Below are 25259 nucleotides of genomic sequence, written 5' to 3' on the forward strand. Positions count from 1 at the left end.
GGGGGGCTACTAATGAAAAAAGTACTAATTGCAAACCGTGGTGAGATTGCAGTACGTATCATTCGTGCTTGTAAAGAATTAGATATTCAATCTGTTGCTGTTTACTCAGAAGCAGATGCTGAAGCATTACATGTTCAATTAGCAGACGAAGCATATTGTATCGGACCGAAGTTTTCTGCAGATAGTTACTTAAAAATTGACCGTATTTTAGCGGTAGCAGAAAAAACAGGTTGTGATGGAATTCACCCTGGATATGGTTTCTTAGCTGAAAATGCTGCCTTCGCAGAAGCTTGTGAAGATGCAGGTATTACATTTATTGGACCAACTTCAGATGCAATTAAAGTAATGGGTATTAAAGACGTAGCGCGTGATACAATGGAAGCAGCAGGGGTGCCACTTGTTCCAGGTACAGGAATTGTTCCTGATATCGAAACAGGTAAAGAGTGGGCTGCAGAAATTGGATATCCAGTTATTATTAAAGCTACTGCCGGTGGTGGCGGTAAAGGTATTCGTGTCGCACGTACGGAAGAAGATCTTGTAAAAGGTATCGAAATTACACAAAATGAAGCAGCAGCTGCATTTGGTAATCCAGGTGTATACCTTGAGAAATTCATTGAATATTTCCGTCACTGTGAAATTCAAGTATTAGCTGATAACTACGGTAACGTAATCCATTTAGGTGAACGTGATTGTACAGTGCAACGCCGTATGCAAAAACTAGTTGAAGAAGCGCCATCTCCAGCACTTTCGGAAGAACGTCGTGCGGAAATGGGTGCAGCGGCAGTTAAAGCAGCGCAAGCGTGTTCATATCGCGGTGCGGGTACTTGTGAATTTATTTATGACTACCGTGAAGATAAATTCTACTTCATGGAGATGAATACCCGTATCCAAGTAGAACACCCTGTAACAGAAGCGATTACAGGAATCGACCTAGTTGCGCAACAGTTAAAAGTTGCATCTGGTGAAGAATTAGCTTATAAACAAGAAGACGTGAAATTAAATGGATGGGCAATTGAATGTCGTATTAACGCAGAGAACCCTTACAAAAACTTCATGCCTTCAGCAGGTAAAGTAGACACGTATGTAGCACCAGGTGGTATCGGTGTTCGTATTGATTCTGCTATGTACCCAGGCTATTCAATTCCACCATATTACGATTCGATGGTTGCAAAATTGATTGTTCATGCAGATACGCGTGAAGAAGCAATTGCAAAAATGAAGCGTGCATTAGGTGAGTTTGTTGTTGAGGGTCCTGGTATCCATACGACAATTCCTTTCCATGAAAAATTAATGAGTAATGAAGTTTTCAAATCAGGTAAATTCAATACGAAATTCCTAGAAGAAAACGACGTTATTAATTCTTAATAAATGAGAGGGGCAAATTCAATGACAGAACAAAACATTCAATCTTTACAACAACCGACACCGCAAGGAAAAGAGGTGCTTGGAAAGGTTGAAGTAGCACCAGAAGTAATTGAAGTGATTGCAGGAATTGCGACGAATGAAGTAGAAGGTGTTTCGGGAACGAGAGGCTCTTTTGCATCAGGTGTTGTAGAAAAATTCGGCAAGAAAGTTCATGGCAAAGGGATCAAAACAGAATGGACAGAAGACGGTCTAATCGTTGATGTATATTGTTTTGTGCAATATGGTGCGTCCGTTGCGCATGTTGCCAGAGAAGTACAGCGTCAAATTCGTGAATCGATTGAAAATATGACAGAGCTTCAAACGAAAGAAGTGAATGTTCATGTTACGGGTATTCAGTTTGATCAAGCTACAAATTCAAAAGTTGAATAAAGCCCTGTAAATAAGTGTTTTGAGGATTTTTCCTCAAAACGCTTTATTTTTTTAATTTGACATAAAAGCGAACGTTTTATATAATGTTTATTATAAACGTTCGCTTATATTTTTGTTCGCACGAAAAAGACAGATTTTTTAAAACTTGTCGTAAAGCGTATGATGACAAGGGAAAGTGTGATAAAATAAACTTCATATGAAAATAATTGTTATAGCTAACAAGTGAAATAAGACAGCTATTTAAAAGGAGTTATTAAGAATGAAGCGACGTGAAGCGCGTGAAAAAGCGTTACAAACACTTTTTCAACTAGAGAATACTGAATTAACTGTAGAGGATGCAATCGAGCATACACTTGCAGAAGAAAAATCATCGGCATTCTTTGAAGAATTAGTATACGGTACACAGAATCACTTAGAAGAAATTGATGCATCATTAGAAAGTAAATTAGAAAATTGGTCATTAAGCCGCTTAGCGAAAATTGAAAGAACAATTTTACGTTTAGCAGCTTTTGAATTAATGTATATGCCAGAAACACCAAACAACGTTGTTATCAATGAAGCAGTTGAGATTTCTAAAGTCTTTGGTGACGAGAAGTCAGGTAAATTCGTAAACGGCGTATTATCAAAATACTAGATCGTTAATAGGACAGACGGAAGGGTTTTGCTCTTCCTAACACCCTGTTGACGCATCAAAGCTGAATTCGGGAGTGTAGAAAATGTCAAGTCAACTAATTAACGGAAAAGAAATCAGTAACACAATTCGTACAGGTATTCAAAAAGAAGTACAAGATTTAATTGCAAAAGGAATTACACCAGGATTAGCAGTGATTCTAGTAGGTGAGGATCCTGCGTCACATACATATGTAGCAAACAAAGAAAAAGCTTGTAAAGACTTAGGAATTTATTCGAAGCTTATTAAATTACCAGAAGATACAACAGAAGAAGATTTACTAGCGCAAATCAAACAATTAAATGAAGCATCTGAAATTGATGGTATTCTAGTCCAGCTGCCATTACCAAAACAAATCAATGAACAAAAAGTAATCGAAACCATTTCTCCATTAAAAGATGTAGATGGTTTCCATCCAAATAGTGTTGGGAAAATGCTTCTAGGACAAGAAACTTTTTTACCATGTACACCACATGGTATTATGAAGTTACTCGAATATTCAAATATTGAAGTTGCTGGTAAACATGCAGTAGTTATTGGGCGTAGTCATATTGTTGGTGTACCAATGGGGCAACTACTATTACAACATGATGCAACAGTGACATATTGTCACTCGAAAACAAAAAATCTTCAAGAAATGACAAAGCAAGCAGATATTTTAGTTGTAGCAATCGGACGTGCGAAAATGATTACAGCCGATTACATTAAAGAAGGTGTAGTGGTTATTGATGTCGGTATGAATCGCGATGAAAATAATCACCTATGCGGAGATGTTGATTTTGATTCAGTTGTTGAAAAAACATCTGCAATTACTCCTGTTCCAGGCGGCGTTGGTCCAATGACAATCACAATGTTAATGTATAACACAGTTCAATCAGCAAAAACAAAGCTAGCATAAGACAAATGAAGCTGATTAAGGTAAAATAGAATAGACAGAAAGCTGTTTTTCTGCGGAAAAGCAGTTTTTTTTATGGGCGAATCATAACGTCAAAAAATGTGTAGAGGAAACACATCCTTAGAGGAGATGAATTAATGGTCATTCATTATTTATCTGTGCAAGCATTGACCAAATATATTAAGCGGAAATTTGAAGCGGATCCTCATTTGCGTGAAGTATATGTAAAAGGTGAACTGTCCAATGTGAAACTACATAGTTCAGGGCATATTTATTTCACGTTAAAAGATGCACACGCACAAATTCAAAGTGTCATGTATAAGATGCAGGCGAAACAACTTGCTTTCAAACCTGAAAATGGTATGAATGTGCTGATTCGTGGAGATGTGAATGTCTATGAAGTGGCAGGACGCTATCAAATGTACGCGAAAGAGATGCAACCAGACGGTGTTGGGAGTCTACATGTAGCATATGAACAATTGAAAAAAGAGTTGGCAGCACGTGGTTATTTTAAATCAGAATTTAAACAGCCGATTCCCAAATTCCCTAAAAGAATAGGGGTTATTACAGCAAAGACAGGTGCAGCAATTCGAGATATTTTGTCCACACTAAAAAGACACTATCCAATTGCTGAGGTAGTAGTTATTCCAACTGCTGTTCAAGGAAAAGTAGCTGCGAATGATATTGCACAAGCTATCGCTTTAGCGAATCAGCAAGGGAATATCGACACACTTATTATTGGACGAGGTGGCGGTTCGATTGAAGATTTGTGGGCATTTAATGAGGAAGTGGTCGCGCAAGCTATTTTTGAAAGTCGTATTCCTATTATTAGTGCGGTTGGGCATGAAACAGATACAACGATTGCGGATTATGTAGCGGATTTACGTGCACCGACACCAACAGGCGCAGCGAAGATGGCTGTCCCAGACCGTTTCGAATTACTACAGCATGTTGAATCACTCCGTACACGTCTTATTCAACAGACACAAGCACAATTAAAGCATGAACGTGCTCGTTTGACACGTGTGCAGTCCGCATACCCTATGCTATATCCTGAGCGCTTATATCGTCCTTTTGTTGAACAATTGGCACAATTAGATGATCGTATGCAACGTGCAGCCGTGCAAGCAATGGAGCAGCAACGTTATAAGTGGCAACATCTTGAACAAAAACTTCAAATTTATAATCCTTTAAAAGAGATTGTATATGAAAAGAAGCGTATTGAATCGATGCAACAAATATTAACGAGAGCAATCGCTCAAAAATTACAGCAAGAACGACAACGTTTTACGGCAGCTGTTCATACACTTGAAATGTTAAACCCTTTATCCATTATGACACGCGGATATGCAATTGTTTATGACAATCAAAAAGTTGTAAAATCGGTAGATTCAATAGAGGAAGGACAAAAAATAGACCTTCAATTTACAGACGGTCGTGTTCAAACGATTGTGCAGTCCATTCAAAAAGAGGAGGAGTCCACATGACAAAAAAACAACCATCATTCGCTGAATCGATTGAACAATTAGAAGAAATTGTTCGCTCACTTGAAAAAGGTGATGTTCCATTAGAAGATGCCATCTCTTTATACCAAGAAGGGATGAAATTGTCACAAAGCTGTCATACACAACTTGAAAAAGCAGAACAGCAATTGGTAAAAATGATGGATCAAAACGGAAATGAAACGGAGTTAAATTTACAGAAAGAGGCGGAATAAACAATGACAAGTACACTAAAAACATTTATGGAAGAACAATTACCAATCATTGAATCGCATATGTACGAATTTGTAGAAGATTTAACAGCACCCACTTCATTAAAAGAAGCAATGTTATATTCTTTAAAAGCTGGTGGAAAACGTGTAAGACCACTTTTTGTGATTGCAGTACTGGATTATCTAAATAAACCAACAAAAGCGGGGTATACAGTAGGGGCAGCGGTAGAAATGATTCATACATATTCGCTAATCCATGACGATTTACCAAGTATGGATAATGATGATTTCAGACGTGGTAAACCGACGAATCATAAAGTATTTGGTGAAGCAGCAGCGATTTTAGCAGGTGATGCACTGAATACACTACCATTTGGCATTTTAGCGCGCTTAAAAAATGTGTCAGCTGAACAAAAAGTAGAATTAATTCGTCTTCTAAGTGAAACGGCTGGAGCAGAGGGAATGGTTGGCGGACAAGTACTTGATATTGAAGGAGAAAAGCGTCAACTTACTTTAGATGAATTAGTACGTGTTCATGAAAATAAAACAGGTGCCATTTTACGTTTTAGTATTGAAGCAGGTGCGATTTTAGCAGATGCAACACAAGAACAACGCAACTTATTTGTCGAATATGCTTACCATATTGGACTCGCATTTCAAATTAAAGATGATATTTTAGATATCGAGGGCACAACAGAAGAATTAGGAAAAACAGCTGGGAAAGATGTAGCGAGTGAAAAAAGTACGTATCCAGCACTCTTAACATTAGACGGAGCTAAAGAAAAATTAGCAGAACATGCAGCAAAAGCACATGCATGTTTAGAGAAAATACCATCGAATAGTAAATATTTAGCAGATTTAACAGACTATATTATAAATCGTAACAAGTAATTAGTTTAAATACTTTCTGTTCGACTTAATGACTGTTATAATAGTGAAAAAAGTCGTGTGAGTAAAATCAATGATAAAAGTAAAGGTGTGTGATGGTGGTGGATTTAAACACAATATCTAGTCCATCCTTTCTGAAAAATTTGAATAAAAAACAATTGCAAGATTTAGCAGTTGATATTCGCAAATTTTTAGTTGAAAAGTGTTCTGTAACAGGTGGACATATTGGACCAAATCTAGGTGTAGTTGAATTAACAATTGCGCTACATCGAGTATTTAATAGCCCGCAAGACAAGTTCTTATTTGATGTTGGGCATCAAGCATATGTGCACAAAATTTTAACAGGTCGTGCGGATCAATTCGATACGTTACGTCAGTATAAAGGTTTATGTGGTTTCCCAAAACGTAATGAGAGTGAGCATGATGTGTGGGAGACTGGTCATAGTTCAACTTCTCTGTCAGCGGCTATGGGCATGGCAGCTGCACGTGATGTTCAAGGAAAACATAATCATGTCGTTCCGATTATTGGCGATGGTGCATTAACAGGTGGAATGGCACTTGAAGCACTGAATCATATCGGACATGAAAAAACAAATATGACCGTTATTTTAAATGATAATGAGATGTCAATTGCACCGAATGTAGGCGCTTTACACAATATGCTGTCTCGTATGCGTACAGCCACACCTTATAATCGTGCAAAAGATGATTTTGAAGGTTTATTAAAACGTATTCCAGCAGTAGGTGGACGTTTAGCTTCAACAGCAGAGCGTGTAAAAGATGGTTTGAAATATTTAGTGGTACCAGGCATGTTCTTTGAAGAATTAGGTTTTACTTACTTAGGACCGATTGACGGTCACGATTTTGAAGCACTTGAGTCAACATTATTAAATGCGAAACGTACTGAAGGTCCTGTAATCGTTCATGTGATTACGAAAAAAGGTAAGGGCTATTCACCAGCAGAAAATGATAAAATCGGAAATTGGCATGGTACGGGTCCTTACAAAATGGAAACAGGAGATTTTGTTAAATCGTCTGTTACAGCACCAGGTTGGTCAAAACTAATTGCAGATACTGTAACACGTATTGCGCGCGAAGATGATCGTGTTGTAACGATTACACCTGCGATGCCAGTTGGTTCGAAATTAGAAGGATTTGCGAAGGAATTCCCGAAACGCTTCTTTGATGTTGGTATTGCAGAGCAACATGCAACAACGATGGCAGCAGGGATGGCAGCAGAAGGTTCAAAACCGTTCTTATCAATATATTCGACATTTTTACAACGTGCATACGATCAAATGTTACATGATATTTGTCGTCAAAACTTAAATGTATTCGTTGGAATTGACCGTTCAGGTTTAGTTGGAGCAGATGGCGAAACACATCAAGGTGTATTCGACATTAATTTCCTTCGCTCAATGCCAAACATTGTCATTATGATGCCGAAAGATGAAAATGAAGGTCAACATATGGTGCAAACAGCTTTAGCATACGATGAGGGCCCAATTTGCTTACGCTATCCACGTGGTAATGGTTTAGGTGTTCCAATGGATGAAGAATTAAAAACATTACCAATCGGTAGCTGGGAAGTATTAAAAGCAGGAACAGATGCAACGATTCTAACATTTGGTACAACAATTCCGATGGCAGAAGTAGCAGCAGAAAAATTAGCCGAACAAGGTATCTCAGTTGAAATTGTCAATGCTCGCTTCATTAAACCAATGGATGAGGAAATGCTACATCATATTTATCAAACAGGTCGCCCTGTTTTAACAATTGAGGAATCGATGCTACAAGGTGGATTTGGTAGTGCTGTATTAGAGTTTGCGAATGATCATGGCTATGACACAAATCAAACAGAACGTATGGGTATTCCAGATGAATTCATCGAACATGGAAGCGTAGATTTATTAATGCGAGACATTCATTTAACAGCAGAAGAAGCTGAAAAACGCATTACAAAGCTCGTACATCAAAAAAGAGAACAAGAAGGTCTAAAATCATAATGGCAGACAAAGTACAAAAAGAGCGCGTAGATATTTTACTCGTTCAACGCGGTATGTGTGAAACACGTGAAAAAGCAAAACGTTTAATTATGGCGGGACAAGTTTTCTCTAAAGAAGTTCGCGTCGATAAAGCAGGAGAGAAAATACCAGCAGACCAAGATTTAACAATTAAAGGTCAACAACTGAAATATGTCAGTCGTGGTGGTCTAAAGTTAGAAAAAGCACTTGAGATTTTCGACTTTACGGTGGAAGGAAAACTGATGCTAGATATCGGTTCTTCAACAGGTGGTTTTACAGATTGTGCGTTACAGAACGGCGCGCGTCATTGTTACGCTTTAGATGTTGGTTCAAATCAACTCGCTTGGAAGATTCGTTCAGATGAACGCGTTACGGTAATGGAGAAAACCAATTTCCGTTACGTAACTGCACCTGATTTAGTCGAGGGTTTACCAGAAGTGGCAACAATCGATGTATCATTCATTTCACTCGAACTAATTTTACCTGTATTAAAAACATTATTGATGCCTGGTGGCGATGTGATGGCTCTTGTTAAACCACAATTCGAAGCAGGTAAAGAAAATGTCGGTAAAAAAGGTGTCGTACGCGATGCGAAAATTCATTTAGAAGTACTTGAAAAAGTAGCGGATTTCGCAGAGGAACTAGGGTTTGTTTTAAAAGATGCTTCTTATTCACCAATTACAGGTGGAGAAGGAAATATCGAATTCTTATTCCATCTTTACAATCCGCATACTACTGAAGAATTAGAACGTTCGTGTGATTTACAAGCAGTTGTAAAAGAAGCACATGCACAATTAAAATAAAGTAGCTAAAAATCGAAAAACACTTTCAGAGAATCAGAAGGTTCTTTGAAGGTGTTTTTCCATGAATAAATGCCTAAATAAAAGAAGAAGAAAATAGATAAAAGATTCGTTTTTTCTTGTTATTTCATTGAATAGATGATAACTTTAGGTTGACAGGCATAAATATGCATAGAGGTGAATGATATGAATAAAAGTCAAAGACATATTCGTATTCGTGATATGATTGCGAATCGAGAAATTGAGACACAAGATGAACTAGTCGACTTATTAAAAGAAGCAGGCTATAACGTGACACAAGCAACAATCTCACGTGACATTAAAGAATTACATCTAATCAAAGTACCATTACAAGATGGACGTTATAAATATAGCTTACCAGCAGACCAACGTTTTAATCCTGTACAAAAACTACATCGTGCGTTAGCAGATGCTTTTGTATCGATTGATGGGGCAAGTCATTTCCTCGTTATGAAGACATTACCAGGCAACGCACATGCGATTGGCTCATTATTAGATCACTTAGATTGGACGGAAATTTTAGGTACAATCTGTGGAGATGATACAATCATGATTTTATGTCGTGAAGAATCAATGCGTGAAGTAGTGAAAAATCGTTTACTAGAGATGTTATAAGAACTGCTAGAGAGAAGTATTGAGGGGTGTGACACATCGTGTTAAAAGAATTATCCATAAAGAATTTTGCCATCATTGATGCATTAACCGTCGAATTTCAAGAAGGATTAACTGTATTAACAGGCGAAACAGGTGCGGGTAAGTCAATCATCATTGATGCGGTACAACTTTTAGCAGGGGGTAGAGGTTCTCAAGAGTTTATTCGCCATGGTGCTAAAAAGGCAGAGCTTGAGGGCCTTTTTACGTTACCTGAAGAACCGCATCCTGCTTATGATAAGTGTAAAGAGTTAGGAATTGAAATTGATGAAGGTATCATTATTTTGCGTCGCGACCTAAACGATACAGGAAAGAGTGTTTGTCGTTTAAACGGTAAAATGATGCCACTGAATATGTTACGTGAAGTGGGTTCGACATTGATTGATATTCATGGGCAACATGAATCACAAGAATTAATGGACGATAAACAGCATATCCATTTACTCGATCAATTTGCGGGTGATGCGATAATCGGAGAAAAAGAGCGATATGCATCGCTATATGAACAATATCGTACATTGAAAAGCGAATTAGCAGCACTATCGCTTGGTGAACAGCAAATCGCTCAAAAAATTGATTTATACGCATTCCAAATTAAAGAGATTGATGCATGTAAGTTTAAAGAGAATGAAGAAAATGAATTAATGGAAGAGCGTCGTCGTTTAAATAACTTCCATAAAATCTTTGAAGGTAGTTCTCACGCACATGAAGCCATTCTTGGTGAATCTAAAGGGCTTGATTGGATTGGGCAAGCGATGTCTGATTTAGAAGATGTTGCGAATGTAGATGAACAGTTCAAAGAACAATCTATGGCCGTATCAGACGCGTTCTATGTTTTACAGGAAGCTGCTTTTTCATTAAAGAATATTTTAGATGAGATGGAATTTGATCCAGAAAGATTAAATGAAGTAGAGCAACGCCTCGCACTTATTCAAAATATGAAGCGAAAATACGGACATAGTTTAGCGGATATTTTAGCGTATCGCGATCAAATTGGTAAAGAGCTAGAGACGCTTGAAAATAGCGATGAAAATATCCAAAAGAATGAAAAACGCTTAAAAGACTTAGAAAAGCAACTAGCTGAACAAGCAGAAAGGCTAACAGTTATCCGTAAAGAATATGGTGTTCAATTAGCTGAGAAGATTATGACGCAATTACAAGAGTTGTATATGGAACGTGCAACACTGATTGTGCAAATCACACCGTCACATACATTTGATGCGATGGGTAGCGATGAAGTTATCTTCTATATTTCAACGAATGTAGGGGAGCCACCAAAGCCACTGACGAAAATTGCGTCTGGTGGTGAGCTATCGCGTATTATGATTGCTCTTAAAACCATCTTTTCATCTACAATGGGAATTACGTCCATCATTTTTGATGAGGTTGATACAGGCGTAAGTGGCCGTGTAGCGCAAGCTATTGCGGATAAAATTTCACTAATCTCTGTAAATTCACAAGTGCTTTGTATTTCGCACTTACCACAAGTGGCGGCGATGGCTGATCATCATTACTATATTCAGAAACAAGAAGAAGATAATCGTACATTCACATCGTTATGTGAATTAGTAGAAGATGATCGAATTGACGAGATTAGTCGTATGATGTCAGGTGAAGTCGTGACGGAAAAAACATTCCAACATGCAAAAGAACTAGTTGAAATTGCAGAAGAACATAAACAACGCCGTATCATATAACTACTATTAAGACATTGTAAACAAGTACGAATGAATTGTTTACAATGTCTTTTTTATCTGAAAAATAAACAAAAGTTTCATTCAACACGCAAAAAAAGTGTTATAATACATATAAATTACATGAAAATAAAACAATTGTTTTATAAGAAAATGGGTAATGACATTTTGTTTTGAAATGAATTTTGATACAATAAATGCATTGTGAAATGTTGAGTGAAAACCTAAGGAGGAAAAAAGATGACGCAGATTAAGGTAGCCATTGCAGATGACAACCGCGAACTTGTAGCCACATTAGAAAAATACTTGCAAAAAAATGAAGGAATACAAGTAATTCATACTGCTTCAAATGGTAAACAGTGCTTAAAAATGCTGGAGGAAGAAATCCCTGATGTGCTAATTTTAGATATTATTATGCCTCACTTAGATGGTTTAGCTGTTTTAGAAGAGATACAAAAAAATGAGCAATGGAAAACGATTGAAGTGATTATGTTAACAGCTTTTGGGCAAGAAGATGTTATGAAACAAGCGAGTGACTTTGGTGCTGCTTACTTTATGTTAAAACCTTTTGAGATGGAACGTTTAGAGTCGAAGATTATTCAATGTGCAGAACGTGGAAAAATGAAACAAACAAAAGCACGTGAAATTATTGAAATTGATTTACCTGAGACATCAGATAAGCATACATTAGATGCACGTATTACATCTATCATTAAGGAAATAGGTGTACCAGCTCATGTAAAAGGATATGGCTATATTCGTGAAGCTATTCAATTAGTCTATAATAATCCAGATTTATTAAGTTCAATTACAAAAGCGTTGTATCCAGCTATTGCAGAAATATTTGAAACGAAACCAACACGTGTAGAGCGGGCCATCCGAAATAGTATTGAGATTGCGTGGGGACGTGGAAATCATGACGCCGTATCCAAGCTATTCGGTTACACCTCACACCATATGAAACAAAAACCAACGAATTCAGAGTTCATCGCCATGGTCGCTGAGAAGTTACGCGAAGAATTAGTAGAAGTATAAGTCATCTTATGAAAAAAGCAGCAGCTCGTTCAATTAGAACTGTTTGCTTTTTTTTGTGAATATAAGTAAGGAAAGAGGAGAGATATGTTTTATATTAGTTCGCTAGTAGGTTTAATGGTACTTTTGTATAGTATATGGAAGCATCATTCTTTAGGAATATATCTTGGTTTTGTTATAGTACTTACAACACTTTTTCTATGGGTTTGGGGTGCAAATGTTTTTTTATTAGCTATACCTGTTCTTTCGATGATTAGTAAAGAGGCTATAGAAAAAATACAAGACAAGAAAAATCAAACATCTCAAATATAGGTCTAAAAGCATTCATTTTTCAGAAAGAGTCGTGAAAAATGTATTAGTTTTTTGCGAGGTGGGTATGATAAAGATAGTTAGGTTTTTCTATGTTATTATATACGAAAAATAGGTACAGACTACATTTGGATAATAATAACCAATAAGAATAGTGAAAAAATAGGACTATTTAGTCAAATAAAACTAAATTTGAAAAAAATAAAAAAACAGATAAGCATATAGAAATATTCTAGTGTAAAGGTCTTTAGAAGTTAGGTAAATGCACGATATTAATCATACGGACTTTTACACAAGGAGAGGGTGAAAAACATGGAACTTTATAAAGATCAGCATATGGAAATTATCTCAAGAGACAATAAAGTTTTTGTGAAAAAACATCAAGAAGATTATACAATGAAGGATTTCGAGACTTTGTTAAAAGAATTTCCACGAATTAAACTGACAAACTTTATGGAATTAAAAAACCTCTTCAATCAACAGAATGGTGATTTTGTAGAAATAGGTGTTTTATTACCTGAAATGGATATTCAAATCTCAAAAGATGCAATGACTGCTAATATTTTATTTTACGAAGATCCGAAAAAAATTAGTAACTCTGAAGATGAATTGAATCTTAAAATTAAAGAAATTGCTGCATCTATTGGGATTGAGTACGGTCTGAAACGAATCTTATGGGAAGAACTTGAGAAGAAAAAACATGTGATTGCGGAAGGGAAAGAGCCTGAAGATGGTGTAGATGCAAAAATCACGTATTTTCAAAATCCAACGCGCAGACCAAAAATTGGTTTAGATGGTCGAGCAGATTTTTCCGATATGAACTTTATTTTTGAAATTGAAAAAGACGCTTGGCTAGGTGAGAAAATACCGGCATCTGAAGGAATACCGGGTATGAATGTATTGGGAAAAGAGATTCCCGCAAAAGCAGGGAAAGACCTTATTTTAAAATATAATCCAGAATCTGTTTATGAAAGTGAAGAAAACGGAAAGATTATTATCCGTTCTAAAACAGCAGGTGTATTGGATGATTCAAACGGTCTGATTAGTATTTTACAACATCTCGAAATTAAAACAGATATTGGTGTAGAAACTGGTAATATTGTGTTTAATGGTTCTATTGCAATTAAGGGAACTGTTTTACCAGGCTATTCAGTAAAAGCAACAGGTGATATTTCGATTGAAGCAAAAGAAGGCGTATCTGGCGCTGACTCGATTGAATCAACAGGCGGCGATATTTATATTCGTGGTGGTGTATTTGGTCATTCAAAAACAGTCATTCGAGCAGGTGGAAGTGTCTTTTTAAAACATGCGAATGAAGCAACGATTTATGCTGAAAATGAAATTTGTATCGAAATGTATGCAATAGGTTCAAATTTATCAGGAAGAATTGTACGTTTAGACGGTGTGAATGGGAAAATTATTGGTGGTGTGACAGAAGCGACATCGTATATCCATACAGCAATCGCTGGAAATCAACACGAAAGACGTACAGAGTTAATTATTTATACCATTGACCAGAAAGAAAAAATGGGTGAAGTACGCTATAAAGCAGGGAAAATAAAAGAAATTGAACAAGAGATGGGTGTGCTTGAAAGTCGTGTCATTCAATTACAACCATTAACGAAACAGATGAATGCACAACAACTAGAAGTATTTGAAGATACAAAATATAAATATGAATTAAAAAAATCAGTTGTAATCCAGTTGAATTATGAAATTCAAACCATTTTAAAACAATTAAGTGAGATTGAAAAAGAATGTGTGGAAGTAACAAAAATAGCATTTGAAGGAACGATTATTAAGATTGGTAAACGTTCATCTATGTTAAAAACACGTACAAATGGTGTATTTAAAATGGAGAATGGAGAATTGAATGTATAGATTGCCTATTTATGCACATCGTGGTTGGACAAAATGTGAACCAGAAAATACATTAGAGGCGATGAAGGAGGCCATGATACAAACTGCAGCAGATGGAATTGAGTTTGATTTACAACTGACGAAAGATCGTATTGCAATTGTTACACATGATCTTAATTTAAAACGAATGTTAGGTATTTCTAAATGCGTAAACGATTGTACACTTAACGAAATAAGAAGTCAGAAGATTAAGCAAAGTCGTCATTGTATTAATACATTTTCAGAATTATTAGCATGGGCTATCCCAAATAAAGTACCAATGAATATTGAACTCAAAGAATCGTTTATCGGACGAACTGCTGATCTTGAGATTGTTGTAAAAAAGACGCAACATTTATCAAGTGTACATTACTCCTCTTTTCATCTAGAAGTGTTACAACAAGTAAAGGTAATGAATCCAACAGCAGAAGTAGCGTTTATTCCGAAACGCAAATTTGATTGGACGCGCTTAAATGATTTACCTTGGATTGATGTGTTACATGTGAATAAGCATTTTTTCTATAAAGAAAAATATTGGAATATAGCACAAGATTTAAATAAAGTTTTACGTTTTTATAGTATTACAGGAAAAGAAAAGTGGCTTCAAAAACCACAGCATCCAAGTATTGTTGGATGGATTACAGATGAACCGAATCGAGTCGCAGATGCACAAAGATATGTTGATTCATATGTAGAAGAATGAATCAACTATTTTTGTGTAGAGAAACTAAATCGAATATACATAGAATAAATGAGGAACTGTATGTTTACAGAGTTGCTCATTTTTTTATTTAAAGCTTTAGATTAGGATGTACAAATAATTTTCCTTATAATGTAAATTAACAGAAAAACTTCTTTTTCAACAAAATATATCACAAAATAAAGTTAATAATTGTCAAGAATACAGTTTTTAGTTAGAATTAGAACAAAGAAGAAAATATGTGTGTAAAATAGAAAAAATAAGTATTTAAACACAATTTTCTGACAATTCAAGAGCGGATAATGATAAAAAATTAAACGCAAATACAAGTAAGAATGTGTTTTATCAAGTATATTATAAATGTCATATCATGTCATATGACATTTATGATAGGAAGAATAAGTATTATTATGATATAACAGATAGTGAAGGTATTTGACCTAAAATGATAAAAAAGCAGTTGTGACAAGAAGTAAAAATAGTGATTTTATGGAGGTATGACAGATGGCAAATGAATACGATTTAGTCATTTTGGGCGGCGGACCTGCGGGATATGTGGCAGCCATTCGTGCAGCGCAATTAAAGTTAAAAGTGGCGATTGTCGAAAAAGAAAAACTAGGTGGAACCTGTTTACATAAAGGTTGTATCCCGACAAAAGCACTATTAAAGAGTGCCGAACAATTACGTTCTCTTAAAAAAGCGCACGATTTCGGAATCGAATTAACATCGTATGGATTCAATTATCATATCGCACATGAAAGAAAAAATGCTGTAGTCGCACAATTAGAAGCAGGTATTCAAGCATTAATGAAAAAAGGGAAGATTGATGTATATACAGGTACAGGTCGCATATTAGGTCCTTCTATTTTTTCACCACTTCCTGGAACTGTATCAGTGGAATATGGTGAAGATCTTGAAAATGATATGCTCGTACCGAAAAATTTATTGATTTGTACAGGCTCGAAACCACGCACACTACCGTCTATGCCATTTAATCATACGACGATTTTAAGTTCAGATGATTTAGTTCTACTTGATACATTACCAAAGAATATGGCAATTGTTGGTGGCGGTGTAATCGGAATTGAATGGGCATCTATGTTACATGATTTAGGTGTAAAGATTACAATCTATGAAGCATTTGAGCGTATTCTACCTTCAGAAGATGAAGAAGTAGCGAAAGAACTTGTGAAAAATTTTGAAAAACGTGGCATTCAAGTTGTGACAAATGCGAAAATTTCAAATGTGGAAGCAACAGATGAACAAGTGATATTCCATGTGAATGAAGAAGTAAAAACATTCGAAAAAGTGCTAGTCGCAATTGGTCGACAAGCAATTACAGAACAAATTGGATTAGAAAATACAGATATCCAGTTAGAACAGCAGTTTATTAAGGTGAATAAATATATGCAAACAAAAGAAGCACATATCTATGCAGCAGGCGACGTAATTGGTGGTATTCAATTAGCACATGTAGCATCTCATGAAGCCATTCATGCAGTTGAACATATGGCGGGATTAAAACCAGATACACGTGTCGTGCATATGCCAAGTTGTGTTTATAGCTATCCGGAGATTGCCCATATTGGATTAAATGAAAAACAAGCAAAAGAACAGTTTAACAAAGTTGTCGTCAAAAAATTCCCATTAAAAGCAAATGCAAAAGCACTGGTTAATGGTGATGATTTCGGTTTTGCGAAGATGATTGTAGATGAAGAAACAGATGATGTACTAGGCGTTCATTTAATTGGTGACCATGTAACAGAATTAATCGCTGAGTCAAGTTTAGCATTTAATCTAGATGCTTCATCATTTGAAATTGGACATACGGTACATCCGCATCCAAGCGTGAGTGAAGTGATGCAAGAAGTCGCATTAGCAATTAAAAACGAAGCAATTCATTACTAGGAGGTTTTGATTATGACAGTTTCACATAAAGAAGCAAATTTAACAGATCAACAAGCATTAGATATTTATTTCAGTATGTTGCGCGCAAGACGTGTCGATGAACGCTTATGGTTATTAAACCGTTCAGGTAAAATTCCATTTGTTATTTCGTGTCAAGGACAAGAAGCTGCACAAATCGGCGCTGCATATGCACTTGATTTAACGAAGGATTATTTAGCACCGTATTACCGCGATTTAGGTGTGGTATTAGAAGCTGGAATGACAATTCAAGATGTCATGTTAAATGCTTTTGCGAAAGCAGAAGATCCAAACTCAGGTGGTCGTCAAATGCAAGCGCACTGGGGACAACGTAAAAATCGTATTTTATCAGGTTCTTCGCCTGTTACAACACAAGTTGTACATGCAGCAGGTGTCGCACTAGCAGGACGTATGAAGAGAGATGACTTTTACACATTTGTTTCACTGGGTGAAGGTTCATCCAATCAAGGTGATTTCCATGAAGGATTGAACTTTATCGGTGTTCATCAACTTCCGGTTATTACATTCGTAGAAAATAATCAGTATGCGATTTCAACACCATATGATCGTCAAGTAGCGAGTGCAACAGTCGCACAACGAGCAACAAGTTATAATATGCCGGGCGAGGTAGTAGACGGTACAGATCCAATCGCTACGTATATTGCTGTGAAAAAAGCACGTGAATCAGGTAGGCCAGCATTGATTGAAGCGCTTTGCCAACGATTGACGCCTCATTCATCAGATGATGATCACCGTATTTATCGTACGACAGAAGAATTAGAAGATGATAAACAAAAAGATGGTTTACATCATTATGAGCAGTATCTAGTGGAACAAGGACTGTTAACAGAAGAATTAAAAGCAGAAATGGAAGCGACATTAAAACGTGAGATTAATGAAGCGACTACGTATGCAGAACAAGCACCATATGGTTCAGTAGAAGATAATCTACGTTATGTCTATGCGGAAGGGGAGAAGCTATAATGAGAACGATTTCCTATATTGAAGCAATTAATGAAGCGATGCGCGAAGAAATGCAGCGAGATGAAAATGTATTTGTACTAGGTGAAGATGTTGGGAAAAAGGGCGGGGTGTTTCGTGCAACAGATGGTCTTTACGATGAATTCGGTGAAGACCGCGTTTTAGATACACCATTAGCAGAGTCAGCTATTGCAGGTGTAGCAGTGGGAGCGGCAATGTATGGTATGAAACCAATTGCAGAAATGCAGTTTGCAGATTTCATTTTACCAGCAGTCAACCAAATTATTTCAGAAGCAGCTAAAATGCGTTATCGTTCAAATAATGATTGGAGTTGTCCATTAGTTGTTCGTGCACCATTTGGCGGCGGGGTACATGGTGGTTTATATCACTCGCAGTCAGTAGAGGCGATTTTTGCTAATCAACCAGGTTTAAAAATTGTTGTTCCTTCAAACCCAGCAGATGCAAAAGGACTTTTAAAAGCAGCAATTCGCGACCCAGATCCAGTTCTTTATTTCGAACATAAAAAAGCATATCGCCTACTTAAAGGTGAAGTGCCAAATGAAGATTATGTTGTGCCAATCGGTAAAGCTGACGTGAAACGCAGTGGTGAGGATTTAACAGTTATCACATATGGTTTAATGGTCGACCAAACATTAAAGGTGGCAGAAGAGTTACAAGAGGAACAAGACATTTCTGTACATGTTCTCGATTTACGTACAATTTATCCGCTTGATCAAGAAGCGATTATTGAAGCAGCACGTAAAACAGGTAAAGTCTTATTAATTACAGAAGATAACAAAGAAGGAAGTATTATTGGAGAAGTCGCAGCGATTGTTGCAGAACATTGTCTATTTGATTTAGACGCTCCAATTAAGCGACTGGCAGCACCTGATGCCCCATCGATGCCGTATGCACAGTCTTTAGAAAAAGATTTCATGGTAACACCAGACCAAATCGAAGCAGCGATTGTCGAATTAGCTGCATTCTAAGGAGGAAGAATACATGTTAGAGTATATTAAAATGCCACAACTCGGTGAAAGTGTTACAGAAGGAACAATCGATCGCTGGTTAGTAAAGCCAGGCGATACAGTTGAACAGTACGATTCCATTGCAGAATTAACGACAGATAAAGTAACAGCTGACCTTCCTTCTCAATTATCAGGAACGATTCAAGAGATTTTGGTTCCTGAGGGTGAGACTGTTGCAGTTGGTGAAGTCGTATGTTCGATTGTTGTTGCACATGGAGAAGCAGCAACACCTGCTGAGTCACCGTCATCTTCATCAGAAACAACTAAATCTGTAGCAGCAGCACCACAATCTACACCAAAACATTCAGCTGATCAGAAAAAGCGCGTGTCACCTGTTGTTGGAAGACTAATTGATGAATATCATTTGAATATTGATTTAATAGAAGGAACAGGTGCAGGTGGACGTGTAACACGTAAAGACGTGTTGCGTGAGATTGAATCGGGCATTATTTCGTCACAATTAACGCATGAAGAAAAACCAACAACACGTGATACACAAGTAAAAGAGGCAATTCCAGAAGAAAATGGTGACGTGATTATTCCGGTATCTTCGATTCGTAAGACAATTGCGAAACGTATGGTAGATAGCGTGACGCAAATTCCACATGCTTGGATGACCATTGAAGTGGATGTAACAGAATTAGTTAAATTACGTAATGCACATAAGAAGCAATTCAAAGAGCAAGAAGGATACAATTTAACGTATTTTGCTTTTTTCGTAAAAGCAGTTGCACAAGCGTTGAAAGAATATCCAATGCTTAATTCTGTTTGGAAAGGCGATACAATCGTTCAGAAGAAAGCAATTAATATGTCGATTGCAGTGGCTTCAGATGATGAGTTATTCGTTCCAGTTATCCAAAACTGTGATCAATTGTCCATTGCAGGCATCGCAAGCCAAATTGCAATTTTAGCTGAAAAAGGACGTAAAAAACAGTTGAATGTAAAGGATATGTCAGGTGGAACATTTACGGTAAATAATACGGGTTCATTTGGCTCTGTCCATTCAGCAGGAATTATTAATGCACCACAAGCAGCTATTTTACAAGTAGAATCAATTGTTAAGAGACCTGTCATTGTGGGCGATGGTATGTTCGCTGCACGCGATATGGTGAATTTATGTCTATCTTTAGATCATCGAATTTTAGATGGAATGATTTGTGGGAAGTTTCTAGCTCGTGTTAAAGAATTGCTAGAAAATATGACAATTTCAAGCACTTCTGTTTATTAGGAAAAGTCAGAAAACCGAATTGTTGCGGTTTTCTGATTTTTTTTTACTTTTCCGTTCACCTTTTCTTGTGTAAAATGGAAGATAGAATCATTGAAGGGGGGAAGCGTCAACGCGTCCATATGACAAACATGAGAGAAGTAACATTTGAACAAGCAACTTACGCTGACTGGAAAAAAGCAGCAGAAGGAGCATTAAAAGGTAAACCATTTGAATCTTTGTTGACTAAAACAATCGAGGGGATTACACTCGAGCCACTCTACACAAGAGAGAGTTTGTTTGAAAAGATTGATGGTAAACTGGAGGAACAAATTTCGACGATTCGCACAATGAAAGCTGAAGGTGCTTTTGGGGTAGCACAGGCAGCCTATGGTGAGAATATTGAGGCATTCATCGCACAAGCAAAAGATGCGCTTCAACGTGGAAATCAATATGTAACAGTTGGAAAGGTAGCATTTGAGTGGACAGAAGATGCATTAAAGCAATTAGGTGCATTACTATCAGCTCACCCATTCCGTTTAAATATAGAAGATGAAGCTGTACTTGGTGTGTTCGAATTCATCACAAATAAAGAACAAGTAGGTTATGTACAATCAACACAACCAATTGACTTACCTGATTTTCCGAATGTTCGTACATTCAATGCGAATGTATTATCAGCACATTATGAAGGTGCAACATCTATACAAGAATTAGCGATTGCACTTGCACAAGCAGCAGAATTCATGAAAGGTGCTTCTTTTGAAGAAGTAGAGAAGAAGTTCTTCGCTTCATTTGCATTAGATACACACTTCTTTATGGCAATTGCTAAAATCCGTGCTTTCAGAGTATTATGGAAAGCGTTTGCAAAAGCATATGGTGTTGAAACACCACAACCAGTTCATATCGCTACGGAAACATCACTTCGTTCATTTTCGAAGTTAGATGTTTATGTAAATTTACTACGCGCTGGAAACGAAGCGTTCTCAGCAGTAATCGGTGGAGCAGACTTACTAACAGTTCATCCACATAACATTTTGACTGGACCTACGAATCAATCTGTTCGTATTGCACGAAATGTTGCACTTGTAATTAAAGAAGAATCACAAGTAACGAAAGTAATCGATCCTTCAGGTGGTTCATACTTTATTGAAACATTAACGCATGACCTTGTAAAAGAAGCGTGGGCTTACTTCTTGAAAATCGAAGAAGCAGGTGGCTACGAGGCAGCAAGCGAGATGATTGAAGCGGATCTTCAAGCTTCATGGTCTGAACGCATTGAAAAAGTGAAAAAGCGTAAAACGGTATTGGTTGGTACAAATAACTATGCAGATGCAACAGAAGAAGTACCTGCTGAAACATTTGTCGAAGTAAATCGTTTAGCACAGCCATTTGAAGAGTTACGTGTGACATTCAAAGAACATCCGATGAAGGCACAAATTTTAACATACGGTGAGCTAAAAACGACAAAACCACGTACAGACTTTGTAAAAGGCGTGTTAGCAACGGCTGGTATCGTACCAGAAGTAACAGAACCAACAGCCGATTTAACAGAAATCGTGCACATGTTAACGACAACAACAGCAGACTATGTTGTCCTTTCAGCAACAGATGAAGATACAAAAGCAGTTATGGAAGCATTACTTGCTGCAAAACCTGAACACGTCATCTTTGATGTGGCGGGTAAATTTGATGCGAATTGGACGGAAAAAGGCTTAAATGGTTATATCTTTGCAGGGTTAAATATTTATGAAAAACTAACAACTGTTCACGCAAGCATGAAGGAGGTTCAACGATGAGCAATCCAACATTCCACAAAATTGACATCGATGAAGTATTAACGAAAGAACCATTTGAAACGACGCAAGAAACATTTATGACGAATGAAGAAATTCCTGTAAAACCTGTTTATACAGCTGTAGATAATGAAGGTTTACAACATCTAAATGATGTAGCAGGGATTGCGCCCAATACACGTGGACCTTATCCAACGATGTATGTAGGTCGTCCATGGACGATTCGCCAATATGCAGGTTTCTCAACAGCGGAAGAATCAAATGCTTTCTACCGCCGAAATCTTGCGATGGGACAAAAAGGTCTTTCAGTTGCTTTCGACTTAGCGACACACCGTGGTTATGACTCAGATCATCCGCGTGTAACAGGTGATGTTGGTAAAGCGGGTGTTGCAATTGACTCAGTTGAAGATACAAAAATCTTATTTGATGGCATTCCACTCGATCAAATGTCTGTATCGATGACAATGAATGGTGCTGTACTTCCAATTCTTGCGTTTTACATTGTAACAGCAGAAGAACAGGGCGTTACACCAGACAAATTAGCAGGTACGATTCAAAACGATATTTTAAAAGAGTACATGGTGCGTAACACGTACATCTACCCACCTGAAATGTCGATGAAAATCATTGCAGATATTTTTGAATATACGTCAAAATTCATGCCGAAGTTCAACTCGATTTCAATTTCGGGCTACCATATTCAAGAAGCTGGTGCGACGAATGATATTGAGTTAGCTTATACATTAGCTGACGGTTTAGAATACGTGCGTACAGGTTTAAAAGCAGGAATCGATATTGATAAGTTTGCTCCGCGTCTATCATTCTTCTGGGCGATCGGTATGAACTATTACATGGAAATCGCTAAAATGCGTGCAGCACGTCGTATTTGGGCACAAATGATGTCAACATTTAACCCAAAAAATCCAAAAACATTGGCGCTTCGTACACACTCACAAACATCTGGATGGTCATTAACAGAACAAGATCCGTTCAATAACGTGACACGTACGTTAATTGAAGCGAATGCGGCAACAATGGGACATACACAATCACTTCATACGAATGCATTAGATGAAGCGATTGCATTACCAACGGACTTCTCAGCGCGTATTGCACGTAATACACAGCTATTCTTACAAGAAGAAACAACGATGACAAAAGTGATTGATCCATGGGGTGGTTCATACTATGTTGAGAAATTAACAGATGAACTAACACAATCAGCATGGAAACTAATTAATGAAGTGGAAGAACTTGGTGGTATGGCGAAAGCGATTGAAACAGGTTTACCGAAAATGAAAGTTGAAGAAGCTGCAGCAAAACGTCAAGCGAAAATTGACTCAAAAGCAGAAACAATTATTGGCGTCAACCGTTACCGTTTAGATGAAGAAGAACCTATTGAAATTTTAGATATTGATAACACATTAGTACGTCAATCACAAATTGACCGTATTAATAAAATGAAAGCAGAGCGTGACGAAGCAGAAGTGAAACGCCATTTAGCACGTCTAACAAAAGCAGCAGCAGATGGCAGTGAAAACTTATTAGCTGTAGCAGTTGATGCAGCGCGTGCGCGTGCGACATTAGGTGAAATCTCAGATGCAATTGAAGAAGTATCAGGTCGTCATAAAGCTGTTATTCGCTCAATTAGCGGTGTATATGCTTCAAACTATTCAGATGCAGATGCCATCAAAGAAATTAAAGAAATGACAGATGAATTCTTAGAAAATGAAGGTCGTCGTCCACGTATTCTTGTAGCAAAAATGGGACAAGATGGACATGACCGCGGTGCGAAAGTTGTTGCAACAGCGTATGCTGACTTTGGTTTCGACGTGGATATTTCACCACTGTTTATGACACCAGAAGAAGCAGCAATTATGGCTGTAGAAAATGATGTTCACTGTGTTGGCGTATCGTCATTAGCAGCAGGTCATAAAACACTTGTACCTGAATTGATTGCAGAGCTTAAAAAATTAGGTCGTGAAGATATCGTTGTCATCGTTGGTGGTGTTATTCCAGCACAAGACTATGATTTCTTATATGAAGCAGGAGCAGCAGCAATTTTCGGACCTGGTACGGTATTGCCAATTGCTTCTCAAAAAATGATCGAAATTATCTACGAACGTTTAGGTTACGAAGAAGCATAATGTCTGAAAAAGAATCAGCGCTTTTTGTACAACCAGGTGTAAAAGCGAGTCATGATGGAATGCAAAAATCCAAAAGACGTAAATTTATTAAAAAGCGTACACCGATTGCGATTGACGAATTAGCTACAGATGTACGAAGCGGTTCGAAATTACATCTTGCCAAGGCCATTACACTACTTGAGAGTGCAAATATCGATGATAAAGCAGAAGGACAGGCGCTATTAAAAGAACTGCTGCCGCATACAGGGAAGTCGATTCGAATCGGCATTACCGGTGTGCCAGGAGCAGGGAAGAGCACGTTCATCGAAACCTTTGGAAAGATGTTAATTGAACAAGGGCATCGCGTAGCAGTACTTGCGATTGATCCAAGTTCTTCGATTACAGGCGGGAGTATTTTAGGCGATAAAACACGTATGGAAGAATTATCGCGTGACCCACGTGCCTATATTCGACCATCTCCTTCTGCGGGAACGCTTGGCGGTGTGCATAAAAAAACACGTGAAACGATGTTGCTTTGTGAAGCAGCAGGGTATGATGTGATTTTAATTGAGACTGTCGGTGTTGGACAGAGTGAAACCATTGTACGCGGTATGGTAGATTTTTTCTTGCTTCTTGTATTAACAGGAGCAGGAGACGAGTTACAAGGTATGAAAAAAGGGATCATGGAATTAGCAGATACGATTGTCGTGCATAAAGCGGATGGTGATAATGTACGAAATGCACGTAAGACCGTTGCAGAGTATAAGCAAATCTTACATTTACTACAACCTGCAACGCCGCATTGGACGACAAAAGCGATGTCAGCTTCCTCTTATGAAAATAAAGGGCTTGACAAAGTATGGGAGACGATTGAAGCATTCAAAGAGCAGGCACTTGAAAATGGTGTTTGGTTGAATCGCAGAAATCATCAAACAACCGATTGGTTCCGCTCAATGATTTTAGACCGTCTGGTAGATGATTTTTACGGTACGCAAGGCAAAAAAGAAATCGTACAAGCCTTAGAAAAAGAGATTTTAAAAGGTGAATTAACCGTTTCGCAAGGAATTGAAACACTTTTTAAACCATAGTAAAAAGCAGTGATGTCAC

Annotated in this window: 22 protein-coding genes; all 22 read left to right on the forward strand. The window is 37.4% G+C overall.

Annotated elements, in window-relative coordinates; genetic code table 11:
- Positions 1-12: 12 nt before the first annotated feature.
- Positions 13-1365 (forward strand): acetyl-CoA carboxylase biotin carboxylase subunit, encoded by a 1353-nt coding sequence (accC, locus tag KGI01_RS03595; RefSeq protein WP_141273349.1) that lies wholly within the window; start codon positions 13-15, stop codon positions 1363-1365.
- Between the two features lie 21 nt (positions 1366-1386).
- Entirely contained in the window at positions 1387-1794 is a 408-nt protein-coding gene (locus tag KGI01_RS03600; RefSeq protein ID WP_141273351.1) for an Asp23/Gls24 family envelope stress response protein, read from the forward strand.
- 259 nt (positions 1795-2053) lie between these two features.
- Positions 2054-2428: a transcription antitermination factor NusB gene (gene nusB / locus KGI01_RS03605; RefSeq protein WP_068452972.1), complete on the forward strand. Its 375-nt coding sequence runs from the start codon at positions 2054-2056 to the stop codon at positions 2426-2428.
- An 82-nt stretch (positions 2429-2510) separates the two neighbouring features.
- A complete protein-coding gene (gene folD / locus KGI01_RS03610; RefSeq protein WP_141273353.1) occupies positions 2511-3362 on the forward strand; it encodes a bifunctional methylenetetrahydrofolate dehydrogenase/methenyltetrahydrofolate cyclohydrolase FolD in 852 nt (283 codons plus the stop codon).
- Between the two features lie 134 nt (positions 3363-3496).
- Positions 3497-4846 (forward strand): exodeoxyribonuclease VII large subunit, encoded by a 1350-nt coding sequence (gene xseA / locus KGI01_RS03615; protein ID WP_141273355.1) that lies wholly within the window; start codon positions 3497-3499, stop codon positions 4844-4846.
- Complete coding sequence (locus KGI01_RS03620; RefSeq protein WP_141273357.1) at positions 4843-5076, forward strand: exodeoxyribonuclease VII small subunit; 234 nt, start codon at positions 4843-4845, stop codon at positions 5074-5076. Before xseA ends, KGI01_RS03620 begins: the two co-directional genes overlap by 4 nt.
- 3 nt (positions 5077-5079) lie before the next feature.
- Complete coding sequence (locus KGI01_RS03625) at positions 5080-5964, forward strand: polyprenyl synthetase family protein (protein WP_141273359.1); 885 nt, start codon at positions 5080-5082, stop codon at positions 5962-5964.
- 98 nt (positions 5965-6062) lie between these two features.
- Positions 6063-7967 carry a 1-deoxy-D-xylulose-5-phosphate synthase gene (gene dxs, locus KGI01_RS03630; protein WP_141273361.1) on the forward strand — a complete coding sequence of 635 codons (1905 nt, stop codon included), beginning with the start codon at positions 6063-6065 and terminating at the stop codon, positions 7965-7967.
- The gene (locus KGI01_RS03635; RefSeq protein WP_068452984.1) at positions 7967-8788 is read left to right on the forward strand and encodes a TlyA family RNA methyltransferase; all 822 of its coding nucleotides are present in this window, start codon (positions 7967-7969) and stop codon (positions 8786-8788) included. The genes dxs and KGI01_RS03635 overlap by 1 nt, the downstream gene beginning before the upstream one ends.
- 183 nt (positions 8789-8971) lie before the next feature.
- Complete coding sequence (ahrC, locus tag KGI01_RS03640; protein ID WP_068452987.1) at positions 8972-9421, forward strand: transcriptional regulator AhrC/ArgR; 450 nt, start codon at positions 8972-8974, stop codon at positions 9419-9421.
- Between the two features lie 38 nt (positions 9422-9459).
- Positions 9460-11154 (forward strand): DNA repair protein RecN, encoded by a 1695-nt coding sequence (gene recN, locus KGI01_RS03645; RefSeq protein ID WP_141273363.1) that lies wholly within the window; start codon positions 9460-9462, stop codon positions 11152-11154.
- A 237-nt stretch (positions 11155-11391) separates the two neighbouring features.
- A complete protein-coding gene (spo0A, locus tag KGI01_RS03650) occupies positions 11392-12186 on the forward strand; it encodes a sporulation transcription factor Spo0A (protein ID WP_141273365.1) in 795 nt (264 codons plus the stop codon).
- A gap of 84 nt (positions 12187-12270) precedes the next feature.
- Complete coding sequence (locus KGI01_RS03655; protein ID WP_141273367.1) at positions 12271-12495, forward strand: hypothetical protein; 225 nt, start codon at positions 12271-12273, stop codon at positions 12493-12495.
- Positions 12496-12804: 309 nt separating this feature from the next.
- A complete protein-coding gene (locus KGI01_RS03660; RefSeq protein WP_141273369.1) occupies positions 12805-14373 on the forward strand; it encodes a flagellar assembly protein A in 1569 nt (522 codons plus the stop codon).
- Complete coding sequence (locus KGI01_RS03665; protein WP_141273371.1) at positions 14366-15094, forward strand: glycerophosphodiester phosphodiesterase; 729 nt, start codon at positions 14366-14368, stop codon at positions 15092-15094. Before KGI01_RS03660 ends, KGI01_RS03665 begins: the two co-directional genes overlap by 8 nt.
- Before the next feature lie 501 nt (positions 15095-15595).
- Positions 15596-16999: a dihydrolipoyl dehydrogenase gene (gene lpdA / locus KGI01_RS03670; protein ID WP_141273373.1), complete on the forward strand. Its 1404-nt coding sequence runs from the start codon at positions 15596-15598 to the stop codon at positions 16997-16999.
- Positions 17000-17011: 12 nt separating this feature from the next.
- Positions 17012-18001: a thiamine pyrophosphate-dependent dehydrogenase E1 component subunit alpha gene (locus KGI01_RS03675; RefSeq protein WP_141273375.1), complete on the forward strand. Its 990-nt coding sequence runs from the start codon at positions 17012-17014 to the stop codon at positions 17999-18001.
- Positions 18001-18987, forward strand: a complete 987-nt coding sequence (locus KGI01_RS03680) for an alpha-ketoacid dehydrogenase subunit beta (RefSeq protein ID WP_141273378.1) — start codon at positions 18001-18003, stop codon at positions 18985-18987. The genes KGI01_RS03675 and KGI01_RS03680 overlap by 1 nt, the downstream gene beginning before the upstream one ends.
- A 13-nt stretch (positions 18988-19000) precedes the next feature.
- Positions 19001-20254 (forward strand): dihydrolipoamide acetyltransferase family protein, encoded by a 1254-nt coding sequence (locus KGI01_RS03685; RefSeq protein ID WP_141273380.1) that lies wholly within the window; start codon positions 19001-19003, stop codon positions 20252-20254.
- 119 nt (positions 20255-20373) lie between these two features.
- Positions 20374-22029 (forward strand): methylmalonyl-CoA mutase family protein, encoded by a 1656-nt coding sequence (locus KGI01_RS03690; RefSeq protein ID WP_141273382.1) that lies wholly within the window; start codon positions 20374-20376, stop codon positions 22027-22029.
- The gene (gene scpA / locus KGI01_RS03695) at positions 22026-24173 is read left to right on the forward strand and encodes a methylmalonyl-CoA mutase (protein ID WP_141273383.1); all 2148 of its coding nucleotides are present in this window, start codon (positions 22026-22028) and stop codon (positions 24171-24173) included. Before KGI01_RS03690 ends, scpA begins: the two co-directional genes overlap by 4 nt.
- On the forward strand, positions 24173-25240 hold the full coding sequence (meaB, locus tag KGI01_RS03700; RefSeq protein ID WP_141273385.1) for a methylmalonyl Co-A mutase-associated GTPase MeaB: 1068 nt from the start codon (positions 24173-24175) through the stop codon (positions 25238-25240). Before scpA ends, meaB begins: the two co-directional genes overlap by 1 nt.
- The last annotated feature ends 19 nt before the right edge of the window (positions 25241-25259 follow it).

Source organism: Kurthia gibsonii (genome assembly GCF_006539985.1).
Classification (GTDB): Bacteria; Bacillota; Bacilli; order Bacillales_A; family Planococcaceae; genus Kurthia; species Kurthia gibsonii.